At 68.2% G+C, this 23,293-nt stretch carries 17 protein-coding genes and 1 pseudogene; 13 read left to right on the plus strand and 5 right to left on the minus strand.

Going from position 1 to position 23,293, the window contains the following annotated elements; all coding sequences use genetic code 11:
• The first annotated feature begins 11 nt into the window (after window positions 1–11).
• Entirely contained in the window at window positions 12–1,997 is a 1,986-nt protein-coding gene (locus ASE31_RS05600) for a monovalent cation:proton antiporter-2 (CPA2) family protein (RefSeq protein ID WP_057200542.1), read from the plus strand.
• Window positions 1,998–2,006: 9 nt separating this feature from the next.
• Here ASE31_RS05600 and ASE31_RS05605 read toward each other — a convergent pair whose 3' ends face one another.
• Window positions 2,007–5,069 carry an EAL domain-containing protein gene (locus ASE31_RS05605; RefSeq protein WP_057200543.1) on the minus strand — a complete coding sequence of 1,021 codons (3,063 nt, stop codon included), beginning with the start codon at window positions 5,067–5,069 and terminating at the stop codon, window positions 2,007–2,009.
• A gap of 149 nt (window positions 5,070–5,218) precedes the next feature.
• On the opposite strand from ASE31_RS05605, the gene ASE31_RS05610 reads away from it, so the two are divergent.
• Window positions 5,219–5,773: an adenine phosphoribosyltransferase gene (locus tag ASE31_RS05610; RefSeq protein ID WP_057200544.1), complete on the plus strand. Its 555-nt coding sequence runs from the start codon at window positions 5,219–5,221 to the stop codon at window positions 5,771–5,773.
• Between the two features lie 84 nt (window positions 5,774–5,857).
• Here the strand turns inward: ASE31_RS05610 and ASE31_RS05615 are convergent, their stop codons facing one another.
• Window positions 5,858–6,112, minus strand: a complete 255-nt coding sequence (locus ASE31_RS05615; RefSeq protein ID WP_057200545.1) for a DUF2061 domain-containing protein — start codon at window positions 6,110–6,112, stop codon at window positions 5,858–5,860.
• 256 nt (window positions 6,113–6,368) lie between these two features.
• Between ASE31_RS05615 and ASE31_RS05620 the strand changes: the two genes are divergently transcribed.
• The 11 genes and pseudogenes from ASE31_RS05620 (at window position 6,369) to ASE31_RS05660 (ending at window position 20,279) form a co-directional block, all read left to right on the plus strand.
• Window positions 6,369–7,415 carry an SPFH domain-containing protein gene (locus ASE31_RS05620; RefSeq protein WP_057200546.1) on the plus strand — a complete coding sequence of 349 codons (1,047 nt, stop codon included), beginning with the start codon at window positions 6,369–6,371 and terminating at the stop codon, window positions 7,413–7,415.
• Window positions 7,416–7,517: 102 nt separating this feature from the next.
• Complete coding sequence (locus ASE31_RS05625; RefSeq protein ID WP_057200547.1) at window positions 7,518–9,008, plus strand: DUF4178 domain-containing protein; 1,491 nt, start codon at window positions 7,518–7,520, stop codon at window positions 9,006–9,008.
• 24 nt (window positions 9,009–9,032) lie between these two features.
• The gene (locus ASE31_RS05630) at window positions 9,033–9,254 is read left to right on the plus strand and encodes a DUF350 domain-containing protein (RefSeq protein ID WP_082604034.1); all 222 of its coding nucleotides are present in this window, start codon (window positions 9,033–9,035) and stop codon (window positions 9,252–9,254) included.
• A 165-nt stretch (window positions 9,255–9,419) separates the two neighbouring features.
• Window positions 9,420–9,680, plus strand: a pseudogene (locus tag ASE31_RS05635) (TonB-dependent siderophore receptor); the annotation flags it as partial.
• 272 nt (window positions 9,681–9,952) lie between these two features.
• Entirely contained in the window at window positions 9,953–10,207 is a 255-nt protein-coding gene (locus tag ASE31_RS33065; protein WP_369818169.1) for a TonB-dependent receptor plug domain-containing protein, read from the plus strand.
• Window positions 10,162–10,749, plus strand: coding sequence for a hypothetical protein (locus tag ASE31_RS33070; protein WP_369818170.1), 588 nt, complete (start codon window positions 10,162–10,164; stop codon window positions 10,747–10,749). The genes ASE31_RS33065 and ASE31_RS33070 overlap by 46 nt, the downstream gene beginning before the upstream one ends.
• Before the next feature lie 21 nt (window positions 10,750–10,770).
• Window positions 10,771–11,835, plus strand: coding sequence for a TonB-dependent receptor (locus ASE31_RS33075; RefSeq protein WP_369819437.1), 1,065 nt, complete (start codon window positions 10,771–10,773; stop codon window positions 11,833–11,835).
• A 75-nt stretch (window positions 11,836–11,910) separates the two neighbouring features.
• Window positions 11,911–13,503, plus strand: coding sequence for a polyamine aminopropyltransferase (locus tag ASE31_RS05645; RefSeq protein ID WP_057200549.1), 1,593 nt, complete (start codon window positions 11,911–11,913; stop codon window positions 13,501–13,503).
• 234 nt (window positions 13,504–13,737) lie between these two features.
• Window positions 13,738–17,523, plus strand: a complete 3,786-nt coding sequence (locus ASE31_RS05650; RefSeq protein ID WP_057200550.1) for a PAS domain S-box protein — start codon at window positions 13,738–13,740, stop codon at window positions 17,521–17,523.
• The gene (locus tag ASE31_RS05655; protein WP_057200551.1) at window positions 17,520–18,515 is read left to right on the plus strand and encodes a two-component system response regulator; all 996 of its coding nucleotides are present in this window, start codon (window positions 17,520–17,522) and stop codon (window positions 18,513–18,515) included. Before ASE31_RS05650 ends, ASE31_RS05655 begins: the two co-directional genes overlap by 4 nt.
• A gap of 48 nt (window positions 18,516–18,563) precedes the next feature.
• On the plus strand, window positions 18,564–20,279 hold the full coding sequence (locus tag ASE31_RS05660; protein ID WP_157412367.1) for an FAD-dependent oxidoreductase: 1,716 nt from the start codon (window positions 18,564–18,566) through the stop codon (window positions 20,277–20,279).
• 6 nt (window positions 20,280–20,285) lie between these two features.
• On the opposite strand, the gene ASE31_RS05665 is transcribed toward ASE31_RS05660, so the two are convergent.
• From ASE31_RS05665 to ASE31_RS05675, 3 genes are all read right to left on the minus strand, one after another.
• Complete coding sequence (locus ASE31_RS05665; protein ID WP_057200552.1) at window positions 20,286–20,933, minus strand: aspartate/glutamate racemase family protein; 648 nt, start codon at window positions 20,931–20,933, stop codon at window positions 20,286–20,288.
• 20 nt (window positions 20,934–20,953) lie between these two features.
• On the minus strand, window positions 20,954–21,868 hold the full coding sequence (locus tag ASE31_RS05670; protein WP_157412368.1) for an amino acid ABC transporter substrate-binding protein: 915 nt from the start codon (window positions 21,866–21,868) through the stop codon (window positions 20,954–20,956).
• 62 nt (window positions 21,869–21,930) lie between these two features.
• Window positions 21,931–23,286, minus strand: a complete 1,356-nt coding sequence (locus ASE31_RS05675; RefSeq protein ID WP_057200553.1) for an aspartate aminotransferase family protein — start codon at window positions 23,284–23,286, stop codon at window positions 21,931–21,933.
• Window positions 23,287–23,293 lie beyond the last annotated feature (7 nt).

Here is a 23,293-nt window from a genome sequence, read left to right on the forward strand (position 1 = left end):
AGCATCAGCCTATGTCCTCACTCGCCCTCACCCTGCTCTACCTTCTGGCCGCGGTGCTGGGCGTGGTGGTCTGCCGCAGCCTGAAACTGCCGCCCATGCTGGGCTACCTGGCCGCAGGCGTGCTGATCGGTCCCCATGCGCTGGCGCTGGCCCAGAACTCCGAAGGGGTGCGGCACCTGGGCGAGTTCGGCGTGGTGTTCCTGATGTTCGCCATCGGTCTGGAGTTCAGCCTGCCCAAGCTGCGCGCCATGCGCCGCCAGGTGTTCGGCCTGGGGCTCATGCAGGTGGTGGTGACCATGACGCTGGCGGGCGGGGGCTCGCTGGTCCTTTCGCTGCTGGTGGGCGGGATCTGGGAGATGGGCTGGCAGACGGCACTGGCCCTGTCGGGCGTGATGGCCATGAGCAGCACCGCCATCGTGGTCAAGCTGATGGCCGAGCGCGCCGAGCTCGAAAGTGAGCATGGCCGCAATGTCATGGGCATCCTGCTGTTCCAGGATCTGGCCGTGGTGCCGCTGCTGGTGCTGATCCCGGCGCTGGGCTCCTCGCCCGACAAGCTGCTGGTGGCCCTGGCCTGGGCCCTGCTCAAGGCCACGGTGTTGGTGGGCCTGCTGCTCACCGGCGGGCAGCGCGTGATGCGCTGGTGGCTGACTCTGGTGGCGCGCCGCAAGAGCGAAGAGCTGTTCATGCTCAACCTGCTGCTGATCACGCTGGGCCTGGCCTGGCTGACCGAAGAGGCCGGCCTGAGCCTGGCGCTCGGGGCCTTCATCGCCGGCGTGCTGGTGTCGGAGACCGAGTACAGCCACCAGGTGGGCACCGACATCCGCCCCTTCCACGACGTGCTGCTGGGGCTGTTCTTCATCACCATCGGCATGATGCTGGACTGGCACATCCTGGTGGACCGCTGGGGCCTGGTGCTGGCGCTTCTGGTGGTGCCGATCACGCTCAAGCTGGTGGTCATCCTGGTGCTGGCGCGGGGCATGGGGGCGACCACGGGGGTCTCGCTGCGCACCGGGCTGTACCTGGCGCAGGCCGGCGAATTCGGCTTCGTGCTGCTGTCGCTGGCCCAGAACAACAACCTGGTGCAGCCCGCGCTCATGAACCCCATCCTCGCGGCCATGGTGCTGTCCATGCTGGCCACGCCCTTCCTCATCATGTACGCCAACCGCATCGTGATGAAGCTGGTGGCCAGCGACTGGCTGCAGCAATCGCTGCAGATGACGAGCATTGCGCGCAAGTCCATCAATTCGAGCAAGCACGTGATCATCTGCGGCTATGGCCGTTCGGGCCAGAACCTGGCGCGCATGCTGGAGCACGAAGGAATCCCCTACATGGCGCTCGACCTGGACCCGGACCGGGTGCGCCAGGCCGCCGCCGCTGGCGACTCGGTGGTCTACGGCGATGCCACGCGCCTGCAGGCGCTCATGGCCGCTGGCCTGGTGCGCGCCAGCGCCGTGGCCGTGACCTACATCGACGTGCCGGCCGCGCTCAAGGTGCTGGCCAACACCCGCTCCCATGCGCCGCAGGTGCCGGTGGTGGTGCGTACCCAGGACGACCTGCACCTGGACAAGCTGCGGGATGCCGGTGCGACCGAGGTCGTGCCCGAGGCCATCGAAGGCTCGCTGATGCTCGCCAGCCACGCGCTGGCCCTGGTCGGCGTGCCCATGCGCCGCGTGCTGCGCCTGGTGCAGGACCAGCGCGATGCACGCTACAACCTGCTGCGCGGCTACTTCCACGGGGCCGACGACGACACCGTCAACGAGCGCGACCAGGAGCGCCTGGCCACCGTCACCCTGCCTTCGGGCTCCAAGACCCTAGGCCAGGCGCTGGGCGAGTTGGCCCTGCCGGCCATGGGCGTGCGCGTGGTCAACCTGCGCCGTGCCAACGGCCATGTGAGTGCTGCGGCGGACGATGCGGCACTGGCCGAGGGCGACACGCTGGTGCTGTCGGGCCACCCCGCAGCGTTGAGCCTGGCCGAAGCCAGGTTGCTCAAAGGCTGACAGGCCGGGTCAGCCGGGCTGCAGCGCTTCTGCGGGGCCGGGCCGCCCAAAGAGATAGCCCTGGAACTGCTGGCAGCCGTTGCGCAGCAGAAAGTCGTGCTGGCCTTCGGTTTCCACCCCTTCGGCCACCACGTCCAGGCCGAGGCTGTGCGCCAGCGCCACGATGGTGCAGGCAATGGCGGCATCGTTGGGGTCGGTGAGCACGTCGCGCACGAAGCTCTGGTCGATCTTGAGCTGGTCCAGCGGCAGCCGCTTGAGGTAGGACAGCGAGGAGTAGCCGGTACCGAAATCATCGAGCGAGAAGCCCACGCCCAGGTTGCGCAGCACCTGCATCTTGACGATGCTCTCCTCTACGTCCGATAGCAGCAGGCTTTCGGTCAGCTCCAGCTTGAGCCGCCCGGGGTCGGCGCCCGTGGTGTACAGCGCCTGCAGCACCTGGGGCACGAATTCGGTGTGGCGAAACTCCTGCGCGCTGACATTCACCGCCACGGTCCAGGCCTGGGTGGCCGGCTCCCGGTTCCAGCGGGCCAATTGCTCGCAGGCCAGGTGCAGCACGCGCTGGCCCAAGGGCAGGATCAGGCCGGTCTGCTCGGCCAGTGGAATGAACTGGCCCGGCGGCACCATGCCGCGTTGCGGGTGCTGCCAGCGCACCAGGGCCTCGGCGCCCATGGTCTGGCCGGTGGCGTTGACCACGGGCTGGTAGTGCAGCAAGAACTCATTGCGCTGTATGCCCTGGCGGATGTCGCCCTCCAGCGCCGAGCGTGCCGTGGCCGCCGCCTGCATGGCGGGATCGAAGAAGCACAGCGTGTTGCGCCCCTGGGCCTTGGCCTGGTACATCGCCAGGTCGGCCCGCTTGAGCAGTTCGTTGACGGGCTGCTGCCGGTCGCTGAACAGGGCAATGCCGATGCTGGGCGTGCTGTGCAGCTCGCTGCCGTCCATGTCGTAGGGTTCGTTGAGGGCCTGCAGCACCTTCTGGGCCACGGCCTCCGATTCCACGGCGGCGCCGGTCTCCTCGCTGCTCAGGCCCTGCAGCACCACCACGAATTCGTCGCCCCCCAGGCGGGCCACGGTGTCGGTGGCGCGCACGCTGGCACGCAGGCGCATGCCCACCTGCACCAGCAGGCGGTCGCCCCATTCGTGGCCCATGGTGTCGTTGATGCCCTTGAAGTTGTCCAGGTCCAGGAACAGCAGGGCGCCATGCTGGCCGTCGCGCTCGCAGGCCGTCGCCACGCGCTCCAGCCGATCGAGCAGCAGGCGCCGGTTGGGCAGTTTGGTCAGTTCGTCGTAGAACGCCAGGCGCTGGATCTCGGCCTCGGCGCGCTTGCGCTCCGTGATGTCACGGGCCAGCCCGCGGTAGCCGGTGAACTGGCCCTCGGCATCGAAAATGGGCTCGCCGCTGATGGAAACCCAGAGGGGGTCCCCTTGCGCCGACATGCGCTGGATCTCGAAATTGCGGAACACCTGGCGCTGTGCGAGCTGCTCGCGGTGCGCGCGCCACTGTCCATCGTCCGCAAAGGTGTTGGGCAGCTCCCAGCGCGTGAGCCCGAAGAGCTGGCTGTCGGGCAGGTCCATCTTGTTCTGCGGACTGCCCTCGATGCGCACGAAGCGGAACTCGGCATCCTGCTCCCAGTACCAGTCGGAGGACAGCTGCGTGAGGCTGCGCCAGCGGGCCTCACTCTCGCGCAGGGCCTCCAGCGCGCCCAGGTAGTCGGTCACGTCGGTGAAGGTGCGCACGCGCCCGCCCCCTTCCAGCGGGCGCGTGCGCACCTCGATGAAGCGGCCGGCCACCGTGCGGCGGATGTAGCTTTCCGGCATGGTCAGGTTGCCGCCATGCGCGGCGTATTCGGCACCCACATAGTCCCGGGCCTTGGACTCGATCAGCTGGAAGCCGGTGCCGAAGTCCCCGCGCTCGGTCTGGAAGCGCACCACCTCCTCCACCCGGGGCTCGCCCGCGAGCAGTTCCTCGGGCAGGTTCAGGAGCTCCAGGTAGCGCTGGTTGTAGACGCGGATGCGGCCTTCGCCATCGACGTTGGTGATGCCCTGCGACACGCTGGCCAGCGTGCTCTGCAGCGCGCGTGTCTTTTCAGCCAGCAGCGCGCTGGTGCGCGCCAGCTCCTGCTCCACCTGCCGGCGCGCGAGTTCGGCACGCCGCGCCAGTTCCAGCTGGCCCACGGTGCTCAAGAGCGGCTGCAGGAACTGCACGTCGGCTGCGGTGTAGCCCTCTGGCCGGTTGGCCAGACCCACCACGGCGACGAGCTCGCCCGAGGCCAGGATGGGCAGGCCCAGGTAGGAGACCACGGGCGGGTGCCCCGGCGGCATGCCGGCGCTGCGGCTGTCGCCCGCTGCGTCGTTGATAACCACGGGCTTTTCGGTCAGCATCGCCTGGCCGGGCAGGGAGTCGAGGTCGTCGAAGACCTGGCCCTCCTCCGCGTCCCGGGTGTAGCGCGCGCGCGTGGCCTCATCCCACGCCACGTCGGTCATGGAATGCATGCGCAGAAAGGGCTTGCCCTCGGCCGTGCGCTGCACCTGCCCGACCAGCCCGAACCGGCTCCCGGTCAGCTCCATGAGCTCGTGCAGCAGCGCATCGAACGCAGCGCGCGGGGCCGAACTGGCAATGAACACGGCCTGCGCGCGCGAGATCGCCTGCAGCAGCCGGTGCTGGCGTGCCAGCATGGCCTCGGCGGCGCGGCGAGCGCGCACGCTGCTGCTGCGCTCGAGCACGGCCTCGATCTGCGCCGGCAGGGCCAGCAGGTAGTTGCAGCCGGGGTCGCGGATGGTGAAGTCGGCAAAGCCATGGCGCATTGCGTGCGCCGCCTGGGCGTCGGCACCGGCGTCCACGATGATCAAGGCCGGGATGCGGCCCATGCGTTCGAGCACGTCGTAGGCCGATCCGTCTTCGAAATGCTGGCAGACCAGCAGGATGTCCGGGGTGTGGTTCTCCAGCCATGCCTGGGCCTGCGCCAGCGAGGGCGCCACCTCGACCCGCCAGCCCAGCCAGGGGTCCACCAATGCATCGACGAGCGCCCGTGCGTGCTCCGGGTCGTCTTCGATCAACAGGACGGAGATGGGCATGGCCGATCTGGGTTTTCAGGGCAGAGAGAGGCAGCCTGCACACCGCAGGCCCTAGTTCCATTATGGGTCAGCATTCGGGGCTTGCGGTCCGCCGACCCCAGGGGCTGGTGTTTACACTCGCAGCCTTTGTGCCATCCACCCCACACCCCATGCAGCCCCTCAGCGTCAACCAGTACCTGCGCCAGCACATCCGAACCGTGCCCGACTGGCCGGCACCCGGCGTGCAGTTCCGCGACATCACACCGCTGCTGCAGGACCCCAAGGTCTTTCGCGTGCTGATCGATGCCTTCGTGCACCGCTACATGGACAAGGCCCTGCGCCCCGATGTGGTGGCCGGGCTCGATGCGCGCGGCTTCATTCTGGGCGCCGTGGTGGCCTATGAACTCAACGTGGGCTTCGTGCCGATCCGCAAGAAGGGCAAGCTGCCCTTCACCACGGTGGAGGAGACCTACGAGCTCGAATACGGCAGCGCCACGGTGGAGTTGCACACCGATGCCGTCAAGCCCGGCGACCGCGTGCTGCTGATCGACGACCTGATCGCCACGGGGGGCACCATGATGGCCGGCCGGCGGCTGCTGGAGAAGCTGGGCGCCACCGTGATCGAGGGCGCGGCCATCGTCGACCTGCCCGAGTTGGGCGGCTCGCAGCGGCTCAGGGAATCAGGCTTGCCGCTCTACACCCTCGTCGATTTCGAAGGGCATTGAGCCCCGCAGCACGTCACTGCCCCCGTGCGTAGGCTGCAAGAACCTGATGCAGCCATTGGGCGAAAAAGGGCGGGTGCATGGCGGTCATGCGAGCGAAGGCACGGCATCGGCCGCACTGGCTGCGCGGCGGCGTGCCGCGCGCTCCCAGGCCTTTTCATGGAAGAAGAAAGCCACGGCCTGCACCGTGGGTTCCAGCAGGCTCAGTGTGAGCGATGCCCAGAGGTTGCCCGTGACGGCATAGGCCACCATGGCCGCCACGCTGATGTGGATCAGGTAGTAGCTGCCGGTCTTCTTGAGCATGGTCTGGTTCTGGCGGGCGAGTTGGCGAATGTGGGCCATGGTGGATTCCTTCTTCCAATCAGCGCCTGCACAGGGGTGGGCAGGCATGGTGTTGATGGTAGGGATTCTCAATAGCATTCACCAATTGAAAACTGCTAATCCACGCATTGAAACTATTGCAAAGCCCCCCGCAAAACCTCAAGCGCCCCGGCGTTAAATCCGTCACGCAGTGGGGCCAAAAAATCCCTCAGACCCTGGCAACCCCGTTGCTATGATGGACATCTTTTCAACTGCGGCAACGCACTAGGGAGCAGACATGGCCCTCATGGACTTCATCAAGAAACAGTTCATCGACGTCCTCCAGTGGACGGAGGAAGGCGACGGCACGCTGGCATGGCGCTTCCCAATGAGCGGCATGGAAATCCAGAACGGTGGCACGCTGGTGGTGCGCGAATCGCAGATGGCGATCTTCGTCAACGAAGGCAAGGTGGCCGACGTCTTCGGCCCCGGTACCTACAAGCTCACCACGCAGACGCTGCCGGTGCTGACCTACCTCAAGAACTGGGACAAGCTCTTCGAGTCGCCCTTCAAGAGCGATGTCTACTTCTTCAGCACGCGCCAGCAGATCGACCAGAAGTGGGGCACGCCCCAGCCCATCACCATCCGTGACAAGGATTTTGGTGCGGTGCGCCTGCGCGCCTTCGGCAACTATGCCTTCCGCGTTGCCGACCCCAAGCTGTTCCACACCGAGATCTCGGGCACGCGCGAGTCCTACCCTGTGGGCGACCTCGAAGGCCAGCTGCGCGGCCTGGTGCTGCAGAACATCAGCAACGCCATTGCCGGCAGCGGTTTGCCGTTCCTGGACTTGGCGGCCAACCAGGTCATGTTCGCCGATGCGCTGACCAAGGAGCTGGCCCCCCTGTTCGCCAAGCTCGGCCTGCTGATCGAGAACCTCACGGTGCAGAATGTCTCGCTGCCCGAAGAGCTGCAGAAGATCCTGGACCAGAAGATCGGCATGGGCATGGTCGGCAACGACATGGCCAAGTTCATGCAGTACCAGACCGCCCAGGCCATCCCCAAGTTTGCCGAGAACAGCGGTGGCGGCAGCGGCATTGCGGGCGACGCCATGGGCCTGGGTGCCGGCGTGGCGCTGGGCCAGGTGATGGCGCAGAACCTGCAGCAGGGCCTGCAGGGCGGCGGCAACGCTGCCCCTGCCGCAGCGGCCGTGGCAGCAGCCTCCGGTGTGAAGCCCGAGGACGTGATGGCCACGCTCGAGAAGCTCGGCGAACTCAAGGCCAAGGGCATCCTCACGCAGGAAGAGTTCGACGCCAAGAAGTCCGAACTGCTCAAGAAGCTGATCTGAGGCCGGCGCAACCTACCTTCGCTACCGGCGCCTGGCGTGCGGGCAGCAGCGGGCTGATGAGCCCCTGCATTGCCGCACCCGGCCGCCATTGGCACCGCCCGAATGGCCACTGACCCTACACAGCGTTCCTACCGTGCGCCCTGCCCGGGCTGCGGCGCGCCGGTTGAATTCCGCAGCGCGCAGTCCACGCACGCCGTATGCGGCTACTGCCAGAGCACCGTGGTGCGCAGCGGTGACGTGCTGCAGCGCGTGGGCAAGATGGCCGAGCTGTTCGACGACCACAGCCCGCTGCAGCTCATGGCCAGCGGACGCATCGAGCTCGACGGCAAGGACACCCCCTTCACGCTCATCGGCCGGCTGCAGTACAAGACCGAGGCCGGCGTCTGGACCGAATGGGCTGCCTTCCTGCAGGACGGCACCCTGGCCAGCCTGGGCGAGGACAACGGCGCCTACGTCTTCACGCGGCCCATGGAGGCCGGGCGCGAGCTGCCCGAAGCCAGCCGCTTTCGCATCGGCGCCACCACCGCCATTGCCGGCAAGTCGTATTCCGTCGCCTTCAGCGGCAGCGCCTCGCTGATCTCGGCCCAGGGCGAACTGCCCAAGCTGCCGCCGCTGGGCCAGCCCTTCGACATGGTCGAGCTGCGCAGCGCCGATGGCGAGGTGCTCAGCATCGACTACGGCCACACGCCGCCGCACCTGGAGCGCGGCCGTGCCGTGCTGCTTGAGGACCTCAAGCTCACCGGCCTCAAGGACGAATCGGCCAAGGACGAGAAAGGTCGCCAGTTCAACTGCCCGCACTGCGGTGCGCCGGTGCAGGTGCAGCTGTCGACCACCAAGAGCATCACCTGCGGATCGTGCGCCAGCATCATCTCGCTGGACAGCGGCGTGGGCGGCGAGCTGCAATCGACCGAGCAGGACGAGCCCGTGCGCCCCATCATCCCGCTGGGCAGCAAGGGCCAGCTGCAGGGCGTGCACTGGCAGGTGGTGGGCTTCCAGCACCGCATGGGTGTGGAGCCGGGCGACGACGAGCACTTCGGCTGGAGCGAGTACCTGCTGTACAACCAGAAGCGCGGCTTCGCCTTCCTGGTGGACGCCGAAGACGGCTGGAGCATGGTGCGCCCGACCACCGGCGCCCCGCAGATGGCCGCCAGCGGCCGCAGTGCCACCTACCTGGGCACCACCTACCAGCTCAAATACAGCTACGAGGCCGAGACCACCTACGTGCTCGGCGAGTTCTACTGGCAGGTCACGCGCGGCCAGAAAACGTCGAACCGCGACTTCGCCAGCGCCAAGGGCCTGCTGTCGATGGAGCAGACACCCAACGAGGTGACCTGGTCCTCGGGCGACAAGCTGGCCAGCGACACCGTGGTCAAGGCCTTCAAGCTCGAAGACAAGAAGGATGTGCTGCAGCGCGACGACCCGGGGCCCTTCGTGGCCAAATCGGGCCTGGGTTGCGGCACCATCATCATCATCGCGATCGTCATCATCATCCTGCTGATCCTGCTGAGCAACTGTTCCGGATCGTCCGGCAGCGGCTACCGCAGCTCGGGCGGCTCGTTCGGCGGCTATTCCAGCGGCGGCGGACACAAGTAAGCAATTTATCAAGGAGCTTCCACCATGATGGGAATCGAATGGCTCAAGCCCGCGGCGTTCCTCGGGTCCATCCTGTACGCGCTGATCGGCGTCGTCATCTTCTGGGTGTGTTTCATCGTCGTCGACAAGATCACGCCCTATGACCTGTGGGGCGAGATCGTCGAGAAGCAGAACGTGGCGCTGGGCGTCGTGGTGGCTGCCATGTGCCTGGGCATCAGCCTCATCGTCGCCGCCGCCATCCATTGAGGCAGGGGGTGGCGGATTCCAACGGGCTTTCACGGGCCCTGCTCGCGTTTGTCCCTTGGTGTGTCAAAAATCGAATAAGAATAATTATCGTTTGTATTAAAATGTGTACTTCGTGTGAGCGGTAGCGGCCGGAGGGGGCTGCACGTTCGAATATCTGGAGTACCCATGGCACACAAGCACCCTGCGGGCAGCAACAAGGCTGCCCGTTTTCATTGGACCGCCACCGCAGCAGCCAGCCTGCTGGCCGTACTGGGCACGGCGCAGCAGGCCTGGGCCCAGGCCGATGCCGCACTGCCTGCCGTGCAGGTCACAGGCTCGCAATACGACGCCGACGATGTGCGCCCCGAGGGCGTGACCACGGCCACCAAGACCTACATGGCGCCGCGCGACATCCCGCAGACCATCGACACGCTGGAGGTCAACAAGTAAAGAGCCTGTTCAATGTCTTTTTGAAGCCGCGCAAGCCCCTTTTCGGGATGGGATGCAAGGCGCGGGGTGCAGCCAATAGCGCGGCTATTGGCAAGCGCCGCAACGCCGCAGACCGCCCGAAAAGGCACTTGCCCTCCGGGTTGGAGTGAAATCGGGCGATTGGACGCCCCGGCTGCTTGCATGGGCACGAGCCCATGCGGCGCATCCGAAGCATCCACTCATCCCGATTGCACTCCAACGCGGCTGCAAAAAGGCATTGAACAGGCTCTATGAGCTATGGCATCAACGACCTTGCGGTGATGCTCGACGGCGTGCCCGGCGTGAACACCAAGTACGACATGCGCGGCGAGGGCGTGATGATCCGCGGCTTCAACGCCGACTCGGGCGACATCTACCGCGACGGCGTGCGCGAATCCGGCCAGGTGCGCCGCAGCACCGCCAACGTGGAGCGCATCGAGATCTTGAAGGCCCGGCCTCGGTGCTCTACGGCCGCAGCAGCGGCGGCGGCATCGTCAACCTGGTGAGCAAGCAGGCCCGCTTCGATGCCAAGAGCAGCGTCACCTTGCGCGGCGGCTCGTGGGAGAACTACGGCGGCACGCTCGATATCAACAAGGTCATCAACAACCACGTGGCCGTGCGCCTGACGGCCGACCGCGAGCAGGCCGACAGCTTCCGCAGCGGTATCCGCAACCGGAACGAGATGGTCTCGCCCAGCATTCTGGTCGATACCCGCACCGGCCTGCGCTGGAGTGGCCAGTACACCTACGACAACATCTGGCGCGTGCCCGACCGGGGGCCGGTCTACGACCAGCTGCCGCCCGGTGTCTCCATCCGCAAGGGCTTCGCCCACCCGGATGACCAGGTGGAAGACCGCCTGCGCGTGCTGCGCTCGGACCTGTCGTACGACTTCAACAGCGCCTGGAGCGTGCGCTGGGTGGCCAGCAAGCGCGAGGCCAGCCAGGACTTCGACCACTACTTCGCCGGCACCTACTGCAACACGGCGGGCCAGACCACCGCAGGCGCCGCCTGCGCGTGGCGCGGCCAGGTGCGGCCGAACTACGCCTGACAGCAGACGGCCAACGAGACCCTGTCCAACACCGTCGACCTGACGGGCAAGTTCAGCACCGGCGGCATCCAGCACGAGGTGCTGGTCGGTGCCGAGGCCAGCGAGGAAAAGCGCCACCCGCGCATCGGCCAGCCGGCGTCCACCTTCAGCTACGACCCGCTGCAGCCCATCGCCTGGGGCGCCAAGCCGGCGCAGGGCAACCCGACCCAGCACAACCTGCACAAGGCCGAGGGCCAGGCCCTGTACGTGCAGGACCTGGTCAGCCTCACGCCCGAATGGAAGCTGCTGGCCGGCCTGCGCTATGACCGCTTCGACTTCAACAGCACCAACCTGCTGACCAACGTGGGCCGTGGCTACGACGGTGATTCGGTGAGCCCGCGCCTGGGCGCGGTCTGGCAGCCGGTGCGCGAGCACAGCCTGTACGCCTCGTGGAACAAGAGCTACTCGCCCTACGGCGGGCGCGGCATGATCAGCGTGGACGTTGCGCCCACCGCCGTCTACGACGACGAGCCCCAGCACTCGCGCCAGGTCGAGGTGGGCGTCAAGAGCGACTGGCTGAACGGCGCGCTCTCGACCCAGCTGTCGGTGTACCAGCTCGAGCACGCCAACATCCGCTACCGCCCCGACGCGGTCAACGATCCCTTCACCTGGGCCGTGCGCGGCAAGGAGCGCTCGCGCGGCATCGAGTTCAGCGCGGCAGGCCGTGTGGCCTCGTCGTGGTACGTGCGCGGCGGCGTGGGCGTGACCAGCGCCAAGGTCACCGAGGACAAGCTGCAGCCCGCACTGGTGGGCAAGTACCTGGTGGACACCGCCTTGCGCAACGGCAACTTCTTCGTGCGCTACGCGCCGCAAGGCCCCTGGTACGGGGAAATCGGCGCCACGCACACCAGCGCCCGCTGGCTCAACGCCGCCAACACCTCGCGCGTGCCCGGCTATACCCGCTGGGATGCGCTGGTGGGCTGGCGCCAGGGCGTATGGACGGCGACGGCCGCCATCTCCAACCTGCTGGACAAGGAATACTGGCGCAGCGATGCCATGCCGGGCGCCCCGCGCAGCCTGCTGGTCAGCGTGAACTACCAGTTCTGACGCCGGCCTTGGGGCGGGGGACTTCCGGAAGGTGCCCTCGGCTTGCACCTTTCCCATTCGCAGCACAATAGCGGCTTGTCCTCAAACCCTACCTCCCTCCCCTCCGCCTCCGCCCCCTCGGGCGCACGCCCCATCGACGTTGCGCTGCTGGCCAGCGTGTTCGTTGTGGCCGCCTGCGGCCTGCTCTACGAGCTGGCGGCTGGTGCCCTCGCGTCCTATGTGTTGGGCGACTCGGTGCTGCAGTTCTCCACCATTATCGGCACCTACCTGTTCGCCATGGGCGTGGGCTCCTGGCTGTCGCGCTATTTCGAGCGGCAGCTGCCTGCGCACTTTTTGCGCATCGAGTTGATGGTGGCACTGATTGGCGGCGCGCTGCCGGCCACGCTGTTCCTGGCCAACGCCTATGCGCCGGGGGCCTTCCGGCTGCTGTTGTACGGCATGGTGTTCATGGTGGGCACGCTGGTGGGGCTGGAGATTCCGCTGGTCATGCGCATCTTGAGGCGCAACGTGGCGCTCAAGGACCTGGTCTCGCAGGTGCTGACCTTCGATTACCTGGGCGCGCTGGCCGTGTCCATGGCTTTTCCGCTGCTGCTGGTGCCGCACCTGGGGCTCATCCGCACGGGGCTGCTGTTCGGGCTCATGAATGCAGCCGTGGCGCTGTGGGCGGTGTGGCTGTTCCGCGATGAGCTGCGCCGCCTGCGCGCGCATGCCTTCGCCTGCGTCGCCGTCATAGGGCTGCTGTTCGCGGGCCTGCTCGGCGCGGACCACATCACCAGCTTTGCCGAAGACAAGTTCTACCAGGACCGCATCGTCTTCAGCACCGCGTCGTCCTACCAGCGCATCGTCGTCACCAACGGCAAGCTGGGTCACCGCCTGTACCTCAACGGCAACCTGCAGTTCGCGGAGCGCGACGAGTACCGCTACCACGAGGCCCTGGTCCACCCCGCCATGGCGGCGCACGGCGCACCCCGGCGCGTGGCCGTGCTCGGCGGTGGCGACGGCATGGCCGTGCGCGAGATCCTCAAGTACCCCTCGGTCGAGTCCGTCACCCTGGTGGAGCTGGACCCGGCCATGACGCGCCTGTTCAGCGACAACCCCACGCTCGCCCGGCTCAATGGCGAGGCGCTGCGCTCGCCCAAGGTGCACGTGGTCAACACCGACGCCTTCCAGTGGCTGCAGCACGGCAAGGACGCCAAGGCGGATGGCGGCGATGCGGTGGATGACCTGTTCGACGTGATCGTGGTCGACTTTCCCGATCCCACCAATTTTTCCATCGGCAAGCTCTACACCAACAGCTTCTATGCGCTGCTGGACAAGCGCTTGGCGGCCAGCGGTTATGCCGTGGTGCAGACCACCTCGCCGCTGGTGGCACGCCAGAGTTTCTGGACCGTGGTGCAGACCATCGAGTCCGTGGGCCTGCAGACGGCGCCCTACCATGCCCATGTGCCCAGCTTCGGCGAGTGGGGCTTCGTGGTGGCCAGCCGCCGGCCCTGGCGCATGCCCGAGGCACTGCCGCCCGACCTGCGCTTCCTGAGCGCGGGCACGCTTCCCCTGCTGTTCGACTTTCCGCTCGACATGGCGCGCCTGCCGGCCGAGGTGAACCGCCTGTCCAACCAGGCGCTGGTGCACACCTACGAGCGGGAATGGGGCAAGGTGGTTGCGCACTGAATTCGGAACAACCCCCTGAGGGGGACGCCCCAGCGCGGCGGGGCGGCCCTTGCGCGGGGGCGCTGGCCTGGGCCGCGCCAGGTGTGGGGACCTGGGGTTAGGGGCCTGCGCTGTTGCATCCATGCCGCGCGGATGTAACAAATCGGGGAGTTGAGGGGGTTACCGGGCACGTGGGTAAATCGCTCACGGGGTTCCCGGCAAAATGGAAACCAACGCTTACATTTTGTCCGCCCGATGCTCGAGAGATTCTTCGTTGTCGGCGCAGAGCGGGATCTACAGAACCTTTGGGGGCACGACCCCTGGCTGGTGGCCCTGTCGGTCGCGCTCGCGATCGCCTCCTCCCTCATGGCGCTGCACCTGGCAGCGCTGGCCTTGCGCGCACCCGACCGCTTGCGCCGCAACCTCACGGTGGCTTCCGGTGCGGTGGCGCTGGGCGGGGGCGTCTGGTCCATGCATTTCGTGGGCATGCTGGCGTTCGATCTGTGCGCCAATGGTCATTTCGAGCCCTGGGTCACGGCGCTGTCGTTTCTTCCCAGTCTGGTGGCCTCGTGGATCGCGTTGCACGTGCTCACCCAGGAGCAGCCCACCCGCCGCTCCATCACCCGGGGTGGTGCCCTGGTGGGCGTGGGAATCGGCGTCATGCACTATGCCGGCATGTCGGCATCCGATGCGGCGCCGCAGATCCGCTACGACGTGGTGGGCTTCCTGGCCTCCCTCGCGTTCGCGGTGGGCATGGCCATCCTGGCGCTGTGGCTGCGCTTCGGCATGCAGCGCGCCTGGACGCGCCGCCCCTGGCTGAGCACGCTGCTGGGCGGCCTGGTCCTGGGCCTGGCGATCGCCGGCATGCACTACATCAGCATCGCGGCCGTGCGCGTGTCCGGCAGACCCGATCTCCTGGGGCCGGTACCCGAGCAAGCCAGGTACATGGCCCTGGCCATCGCCCTGATGGCGGTGCTGGTGGGCCTGGTGGTCACCACCGTCAACATCGGACTGCGGGTTCGCTGGCTGCTGCGCAGGTCCGAGCAGAGCGAATCGCGCCTGCGCTCCGTGGTGGAGACGGCCATGGACGCCATCATCATGGCCGATGCGGATGGCACCATCCGGTCCTTCAACGGCTCGGCGCAGCGCATGCTCGGCTGGACCGCCGAGGAAGCCGTGGGCCAGCCGGTGCGCATGCTGGTGGACCCCGCCTATGCCAACACGCCGCACAGCTACCTGCCGCGCGACCTGTCCCGGGGCGAAGCGCGCCAGGTGGGCAAGGACAAGGAAATCCACGTGGTGCGCAAGGACGGCGCCCTGGTGCCCGTGCGCCTGGTGGTCGGCCGCGTGGACCTGCCGGGGCCGCCGGTGCTCGTGGGGTTTCTGACCGATCTGACCGAGCGCCGGGCCATCGAGCAGGAGCGCCGGCGCGGCGAGGAGCAACTGCGTTCGCTGGTGCGCAACATCCCGGGCGTGGCGTTTCGCTGCCGGTACGACGCCGACTGGTCCATGCTGTTCATCAGCGATGCGGTCGAGGCCCTCACCGGTTGGCCGGCCGAGGATTTCCTGCACAGCCGCATCTCCTTTGGCCGCATCATCCACGAGGACGATGCCGAACGCATCGGCGAGCAGGTGGCGCGCGCCCTGGACGCCGGCGAATCCTATGTGCTGGAGTACCGGCTGCACACGCGGCATGGCGGCATCCGCTGGGTGTCCGAAACGGGCCGAGGCGTCGCAGGGCCGCAGGGGGAAGTCCGGTGGATCGATGGCGTGATCACCGACATGACGGCGTCCAAGGCACAGAACGCCGAGTTCGTGGGCACGGTCACGGCCATCGGCCGGTCGCAGGCGGTGATCGAGTTCGACCTCAAGGGCAAGGTACTCACCGCCAACCGGAATTTCCTGGACCTCATGGGCTATACGCTCGCCGAAATCGAGGGGCAGCACCACCGCATCTTCTGCACGCCGGAGTACGCCGAGAGCCAGGCCTACCAGGCCTTCTGGGCGCGCCTGGGCCAGGGCGAGTTCGATGCCGGAGAATACCTGCGCCTGGGCCGAGACGGGCGCGAGGTCTGGATCCAGGCCACCTACAACCCTATCTTCGACGCCCAAGGGCGGGCCTTCAAGATCGTCAAATTCGCCACCGACCTCACCGCGCGCCGGCGCATGGAGACCGACCTGCGCGCGGCCAAGGAGCAAGCCGAGCACGCGGCAGCGGCGCGCAGCACCTTCCTGGCGAACATGAGCCATGAGATCCGCACGCCCATGAACGCCATCATCGGTTTCACCGAGGCGCTGCTCGATACCCCGCTCGAAAGCACCCAGCGCCGCCACCTGGGCACGGTGCACCATGCGGCGCGCTCCATGCTGCGCCTGCTCAACGACATTCTGGACACCGCCAAGCTCGAAAAGGGCGCGGTCGAGCTGGAAGTGGCCGACTTCAGCCTGCGCGAGCTGTGCGAGCAGATCCTCGCCTCGCTGCGCATCACCGCAGCCAAGAAGGGGCTAGAGCTGGTGCTCGACTACCCTGGCGCGGTGCCCACGCACTGGCAGGGCGATGCCTTTCGCATCCAGCAGGTGCTGCTCAACCTGCTGGGCAATGCGATCAAGTTCACCCACGCAGGACGTGTCACCCTGCGCGTGTCGGGCGTGAATGCGCAACTGGTGCTGGAAGTGACCGACACCGGCATCGGTATCGACGCGGCGGGTGTGGAACGCATTTTCGACCCCTTTGCGCAGGCCGATGCCTCCACCACGCGCCGCTACGGCGGCACGGGCCTGGGCACCACCATCGCCCGCCAGCTGGCGGAGCTCATGGGCGGTGCCATCGCGGTGGCAAGCCGCGTGGGCCACGGCAGCACCTTCACCGTGCGCCTGCCGCTGCGCACAGGGGAGGCCCCGGTGGATGGCAGTGTATCGGCCCGGGACTGGCTGCGCGCGCCCTTGCCCAGCCTGCGTGTGCTGGCCGTGGACGACGTGCCCGCCAACCTGGAGCTGCTGCAGATCACGCTGCAGCGCGGCGGTCACAAGATCACCACGGCAGGCAGTGGCACGCAGGCGCTGGAAGCCTTTGCGGCAGAACGCTTCGACGTGATCCTCATGGATCTGCAGATGCCCGACATGGACGGGCTGGAGGTCACCCGCCACCTGCGCAGCTTCGAGCAGGCCCGGCAGCGCAAGGCCACGCCCATCGTGGCACTGTCAGCCAGCGTCCTGGAGCAGGACCGCCGCAATGCCCGCGCCGCCGGCATGGATGGCTTTGCGAGCAAGCCGGTCGAGCCGGTGCGGCTCATGGCCGAGATCGCGCGCGTGATCGGCGTGCGTGAAGATGGCGCTGACCCGGTGTTTGCCGTCACCAGTGCCTTTGGCAGCCTGGAGGCCCCCGACGGGCTGCAGGGGATGCGCGCACTGAGGCCACCGCAGGCGCCGTTGCCGGCCGCCATCGAGTGGGACCGTGGTGTGCGGCTGTGGACCCAGGCGCGCTACCTGCGAGAGGCCATCGAACGCTTCATGCAGGAGAGCGGCGTGGCGCTGGCGGGCCTGCTGTCTGCGCACCAGGCGGACGATTGGGAAAGCCTGGAATCACGTGCCCACCGCGTGCGTGGCGCCGCTGCCAATCTGGCGCTGCCCGTGGTGCAGCAGCTCGCCGGGCAGATCGAGCATGCGGCCCGCGCGCGCGATGCCGCTCCAGTGCAGGCAGCGCTGCTGGCCCTGGCCACCGCGCTCGACGCGGTGCGCGTCGCCCTGCTCAATCCGCAGGCGCCTGACGCCCAGTTGCAGGGCACGGCCTCCTCACCGGTGCCGCTGCCGCCAGCCGAGCGCAGCCGTGTTCTCGCCGCCATCGATGCCCTGGTCGCAGCCCTGGCGCAAGGGGAGCTGGCCGATGCTCCGCTGGCGGTGCTGGAGGGCGAGCTGTCAGCCGTCAGTCTCAACAGCCTGCAGGAAGCGCTGGATCGCTTCGATTTTGACGAGGCGCGGGCCTGCCTGCTGGCCTTGCGTGCGCATCTGCAGGCGCCCACGCCCCCCCAGGAGATGGCATGACGCCCGTGCAGGAAGACCACCGCCCCCGCCTGCTGCTGGTGGACGACGAACCCACCAACCTGCAGGTGCTGCGCCACATCCTGCAGGAGGACTTTCGCCTGCTGTTCGCCACCGAAGGGGCGCGCGCGCTGCAGATCGCCCAGCAGCAGCGGCCCGACCTGGTGCTGCTCGACGTGATGATGCCGCAGATGGACGGCTACAGCGTGTGCCAGGCCCTGAAGGCCGACCGCGCCACCGCGAACATCCCGGTGATCTTCGTCACCGCGCTCACCGAAGCGCAGGACGAGGCGCGCGGCTTCGACGTGGGCGGGGTGGACTACATCACCAAGCCCGTGAGCGCCCCCGTGGTGCGTGCCCGCGTGCGCACGCACCTGTCGCTGGTGCGCACCGAGGAACTGCGCGAAACGCGGCTGCAGATCGTGCAGCGCCTGGGCCGCGCCGCCGAGTACAAGGACAACGAGACCGGCATGCACGTCATCCGCATGAGCCACTTCGCCCATGTGTTGGCGCTGGCGCTGGGCCACTCGCCCGCCTGGGCCGAAGACCTGCTCAATGCCGCGCCCATGCACGATGTGGGCAAGATCGGCATCCCCGATGCCGTGCTGCGCAAGCCCGGCCCGCTCGATGCCGGCGAGTGGGACACCATGCGCCGCCATCCCCAGATCGGTGCCGAGATCATCGGCGAGCATCCCGGCGGCTTGCTGCGCCTGGCGCACTCCATTGCGCTCACGCACCACGAGAAGTGGGACGGCAGTGGCTACCCGCAGGGCCTGGCAGGCGAGGCGATCCCGGTGGAGTCGCGCATCGTCGCCCTGGCAGACGTGTTCGATGCTCTGACGGCGCGCCGGCCCTACAAGGAGCCCTGGAGCATCGAGGACACCCTGGCCCACCTGCGTGCCCAGGCGGGCAAGCACTTCGACCCTGGCATGGTGGAGGTGTTCATCGCGCAGCTGCCCCGGCTGCTGGAGATCCAGGCGCGCTGGAAAGATTGACCCCCCGTTGCCGGGGACTGGCTTGCGGGTGACGTAGAGTACGGCCCCATGTCCCTTGCGCCCCCCTCTTCTCCGCCCTCACCACGCCGCAGGCAGCTGCTACAGGCTGGCGCCCTGTTCGCCTCAGGCGGACTGCTGCAGGGTTGCGACAAGGTGCCGCGCACACTCGATGGTGGCTTTGCCGGCATCGACATGGAGCGCGGCCATGCGCTGCGCGAGTTGCTGCAAAAGGGCCGCCTGCCCGAGCCTTCCGTGGTGCGGCGTGCGCAGGTCATCATCGCCGGCGGCGGCGTGGCAGGGCTGGCCGCGGCGCGCGCGCTGCGCCTGGCCGGGGTGGAGGACTTTGCGCTGCTGGAGCTCGAAGACCAGCCTGGCGGCAACAGCCGCGGCGGTGTGGTCGGCGGCATCGCCTGCCCCATGGGCGCGCACTACCTGCCCGTGCCCGGCGACGACGCGGGCGAGGTGCAGGACCTGCTCGAAGAACTGGGCCTGCGCCAGCGCGTGGCTGGGCGCTGGCGTTACGACGAGCGCCACCTGTGCCATAGCCCGCAGGAGCGCCTTTACTTCGAGGGTGAATGGCAGGAGGGCCTGCTGCCGGTGCAGGGCGTGAACGAGGCCACGCTGGCCCAGTACCGCCGGTTCTCGGAGCGGGTGGATGCCTTGTCCAAGGCGGCGCGCTTCACCATGCCCATGCTCAAGGCCTTCGATGGCAAGCGGCCGCTGTCGCCCACGCACCAGGCGCTCGACGCCCTGAGTTTCGGCGCCTGGCTCACGCAGGAGGGGCTGGACGATGCACACCTGCGCTGGTACCTGGACTACTGCTGCCGCGACGACTACGGTGCGGGCATGGCGCGCGTATCGGCCTGGGCCGGCATCCACTACTTCGCCAGCCGCCACGGCTTTCATGCGCCGGGCGATGCGGGCACCGATGACCGCGAGGGCGTACTCACCTGGCCCGAGGGCAATGGCTGGCTCACGCAGCGCCTGGCGGTGCCGCTGCGCGAAGGCGGGCAACTGGCCACGGGCACCAGCGTGCTGCGCATCACCGAGGGGCGCCATGGCGTGGAGGTGGAGGCGCTCAACCATGCCTCGGGCAATGTCGAGCGCTGGCAGGCGCCGCGCTGCGTGGTGGCGCTGCCCCTGTTCCTGGCTGCACGCGTGGTGCGCAACCCGCCGGCCTTTCTCACCGAAACAGCGCAGCGCCTGTCCTGGGCGCCGTGGCTGGTGGCCAACATCCACATCGATGCGCCGTTGACCGACCGCGCAGGCGCCGCGCCTGCCTGGGACAACGTGCTGTATGCCGATGCCAACCCGGGCGGCCTGGGCTATGTGGACGCCGGCCACCAGCGCCTGGACCCGCGCCCGGGGCCCACGGTGCTCACCTACTACCAGGCCCTGGGCGATCTGCCCGATGGCCGCCAGCAACTGGCCACCCAGCCCTGGGCCCACTGGGTGCAGGCGGCCATGCAGTCACTGGCCGGCCCGCACCCCGACCTGGCCCAGCGCGCCACGCGCGTGGACATCACGCGCTACGGCCACGCCATGTCCATCCCCACACCCGGGCTGCTGGGCTGGCTGCACCAGCCGGGCCGCTACCGGGCGCCCGACAAGCGCGTGCGCCTGGCCAGCGGCGAGCGCGTGGCCGTGCTGCCCACGCCGGCCACGGCGCGCCTGGCGTTCGCCCACAGCGACTGGTCGGGCTATTCGGTGTTCGAGGAAGCCTTCACGCGCGGCCACATGGCCGGGCTGGTGGCAGCCGGCTGAACTGCTTCAGGCGGGCGCCAGCCGGCGCCTGAGGGCGCTGACCGCGCTGTCCACCGTGGTCAGCACCGGCAGGCCGGTGGCTGCCTCGCACAGCCGGCGCGCGCGCGCCATGCTGAACTGCGCCAGTGCGATCACCTCGCAGCCCTCGCGCTGCAGGCGCTGCGCCTGCGCGGCCACCAGGCTGTCGTGCAGGTCGCCATTGCCTGCGTTCAGGGCCGCCATAGCGCCCTCGGCCAGGGCCAGCTGCAGTGGTGTGCCGGTTGGAAATTCCGGCGGCATGGACTGCAGGGTGGGCGCAAAGCTGGCAATCAGCCCGATGCGCCGGCCCGTGGCCACGGCCTGCTCGACCATGGCCTCGTTGGGCTTGAGCACCGGGATCTGTGGGTGCAACGCCGCCACGCGCGCGATGCAGGGCCCGAAGGCCGAGCAGGTGAACAGGATGCCCTGCGCCCCCGTGCCCACGGCGTAGGCGGCAAGCGCCTCGAAGCGCGCATGCATGGCCGCGTCCAGCCCACGCCCCTCGCGCGCCAGGTCGGCCGAGAGGCTGTCGTCCAGCAGGTTCATGCGCACGGCCTCGGGCCAGTCCTGCGCGAAGGCGGTGTTGATGGGCTCCACCGAGTGGGCCAGGGCGTGGATGAGGGCGATGCGGGTCATGGTGTGGAAGGCGCCGGGGCTCAGATGCCCTTGGAGCTGGGGTTGGCGAAGGCCTCGCGCGTCTCGGCGTTCAGCGGGTAGTTGATGCTCACGTTCTTGGGCGGGATGGGTGCCATGAACCACTTGGTGTACAGCTTTTCCATCTCGCCCGACTTCATCATGCCCGTGATCACGCGGTCCACCAGCGCCTTGAATTCCGGGTCGTCCTTGCGGAGCATCAGCGACTGGTTCTCGGTGCGAAGGTTTTCGCCCACGATGGCAAAGTCCTTGGGGCTGCGGTGGGTGGCGATCAGGCCGGCCAGCAGGATGTCGTCGAGCACGAAGGCCGCGGCCCGGCCCGTCTCGACCATCAGGAAGGAGTCGGTGTGGTCCTTGCCCGCCAGTTGCGTGATCTCCAGGTTCTTGCCCTTGTCCGCCTCGCGCAGCAGGCGCAGCGAGGTGGTGCCGCTGGTGGCCACCACCGACTTGCCCTGCAGGTCGGTCACGCCCTTGATGCCCGAGTCCGCGCGCACGGCCATGCGCACGTTGTAGCGGAAGATGTCGGGCGAGAAGGCGACCATCTGCTGGCGCTCGATGAGGTTGGTGGTGGAGCCGCATTCGATGTCCACCGTGCCGTTGGTGACCAGGGGAATGCGGTTCTGCGAGGTCACGTTCTGGTACTTCACGGTGATCTGCGGCAGTTGGAGCTCGGCCTTGATGGCCTCCAGGATGCGGTTGCAGATGTCGATGCTGTAGCCCACCGGCTTGCCACCCCCATCCAGGTACGAAAAGCCGAACGAGGCTTCGCGGTGGCCGTAGGTGATGGAGCCGCTGTCGCGGATCTTCTTGAGCGTGCCGCCCGCAGGGCTCTGGGCCCGGGCGGTTCCACCGGCCAGCAGCGTGGCCAGCGCCAGGGTGGCGGGGAGCAGCGTCTTCGTCAGGGTCTTCATCGGCATGGGAGCACCTTTCAGGTCAGGTCAGGTCAGGGGAGGGGCAGGGATGGTTCGGGAGATGGAGATCAGCAGGGGCTGGGCTGGCGCGGCAGCGCGGCGCTCAGGGTCACGGCGTCGATGGTCTGGGCCAGCAGCGCGGCGATGGACACGAGGTGCTCGCGCGAGGCGATGTAGGGCGGGGCCAGCAGCACGTGGTCGCCCACGTTGCCGTCCACCGTGCCGCCGAAGGGGTAGCACAGCAGGCCCAGGTCCATAGCCTTCTTCTTGATGCGCGAGTGCACCTTCTGCGCAGGGTCGAACGGCGCCTTGCTGGCCCGGTCGGCCACCAGCTCCACACCCCAGAAGAAGCCGCGTCCGCGGATGTCGCCCACGTGCGGGTGTTGGCCCAGCGCATCGCGCAGCACCTGGCCCAAGAAGGCGCCGTCCTCGCGCACCTTGGCCAGCAGGCCGTCGCGCTCTATCACCTGCTGCACCGCCAGCGCGGCGGCGCAGGCCACCGGGTGACCGAGGTAGGTGTGGCCGTGCTGGAAAAAGCCGCTGCCCTGCGACATGGCCTGAACGATGTGCCGCTGCGCCAGCACCGCGCCGATGGGCTGGTAGCCGCCGCCCAGGCCCTTGGCCACGGTGATCAGGTCGGGCACCACGCCCTCCTGTTCGCAGGCGTGCAGGGTGCCGGTGCGGCCCATGCCGCACATCACCTCGTCCAGGATCAGCAGCACGCCATGGCGGTCGCAGACCTCGCGCACCGCCTTGAAGTAGCCGGGCACGGGCGTGAGCACGCCGGCCGTGGCGCCGCCCACCGTCTCGGCGACGAAGGCCAGCACCGTGCGCGGGCCGTGCGCGACGATGGCCTCTTCCAGCTCGCGCGCCAGGCGCAGGCCATAGGCCTCGGGCGTCTCGCCGGCATGCTGCTCGCGGTAGGGGTAGCAGGGCGCCACGTGCGTGGCCTCCACCAGGATGGGCGCGAACGGCGCGCGCCGCCAGGCATTGCCGCCCACGGCCAGTGCGCCCAGGGTGTTGCCGTGGTAGCTCTGGCGCCGCGCGATGAAGTGCGTGCGCTCGGGCTGGCCGATCTCCACGAAGTACTGGCGCGCCATCTTGAGCGCAGCCTCCACGGCTTCGGACCCGCCGCTCACGAAGTAGGCATGGCTGGTGCCCGCCGGGGCGGTGCGCACCAGCTGCTCGGCCAGCTGCTCGGCCACCTCGGTGGTGAAGAAGCTGGTGTGGGCATAGGCCAGCCGGTCGATCTGCGCATGCATGGCGGCCAGCACGTCGGGGTGGGCATGGCCCAGCGACGACACGGCTGCCCCGCCCGAGGCGTCGAGGTACTCGCGCCCCGCGGCATCGCGCAGGAACATGCCCTGCCCGCCCACGGCCACGGGCGGGGTGTGCTGAAGGTGGCGGTGAAAAACGTGGGTCATGCCAGGT

The sequence above is a fragment of the Acidovorax sp. Root217 genome, assembly GCF_001428645.1.
Classification (GTDB): Bacteria; Pseudomonadota; Gammaproteobacteria; order Burkholderiales; family Burkholderiaceae_C; genus Acidovorax.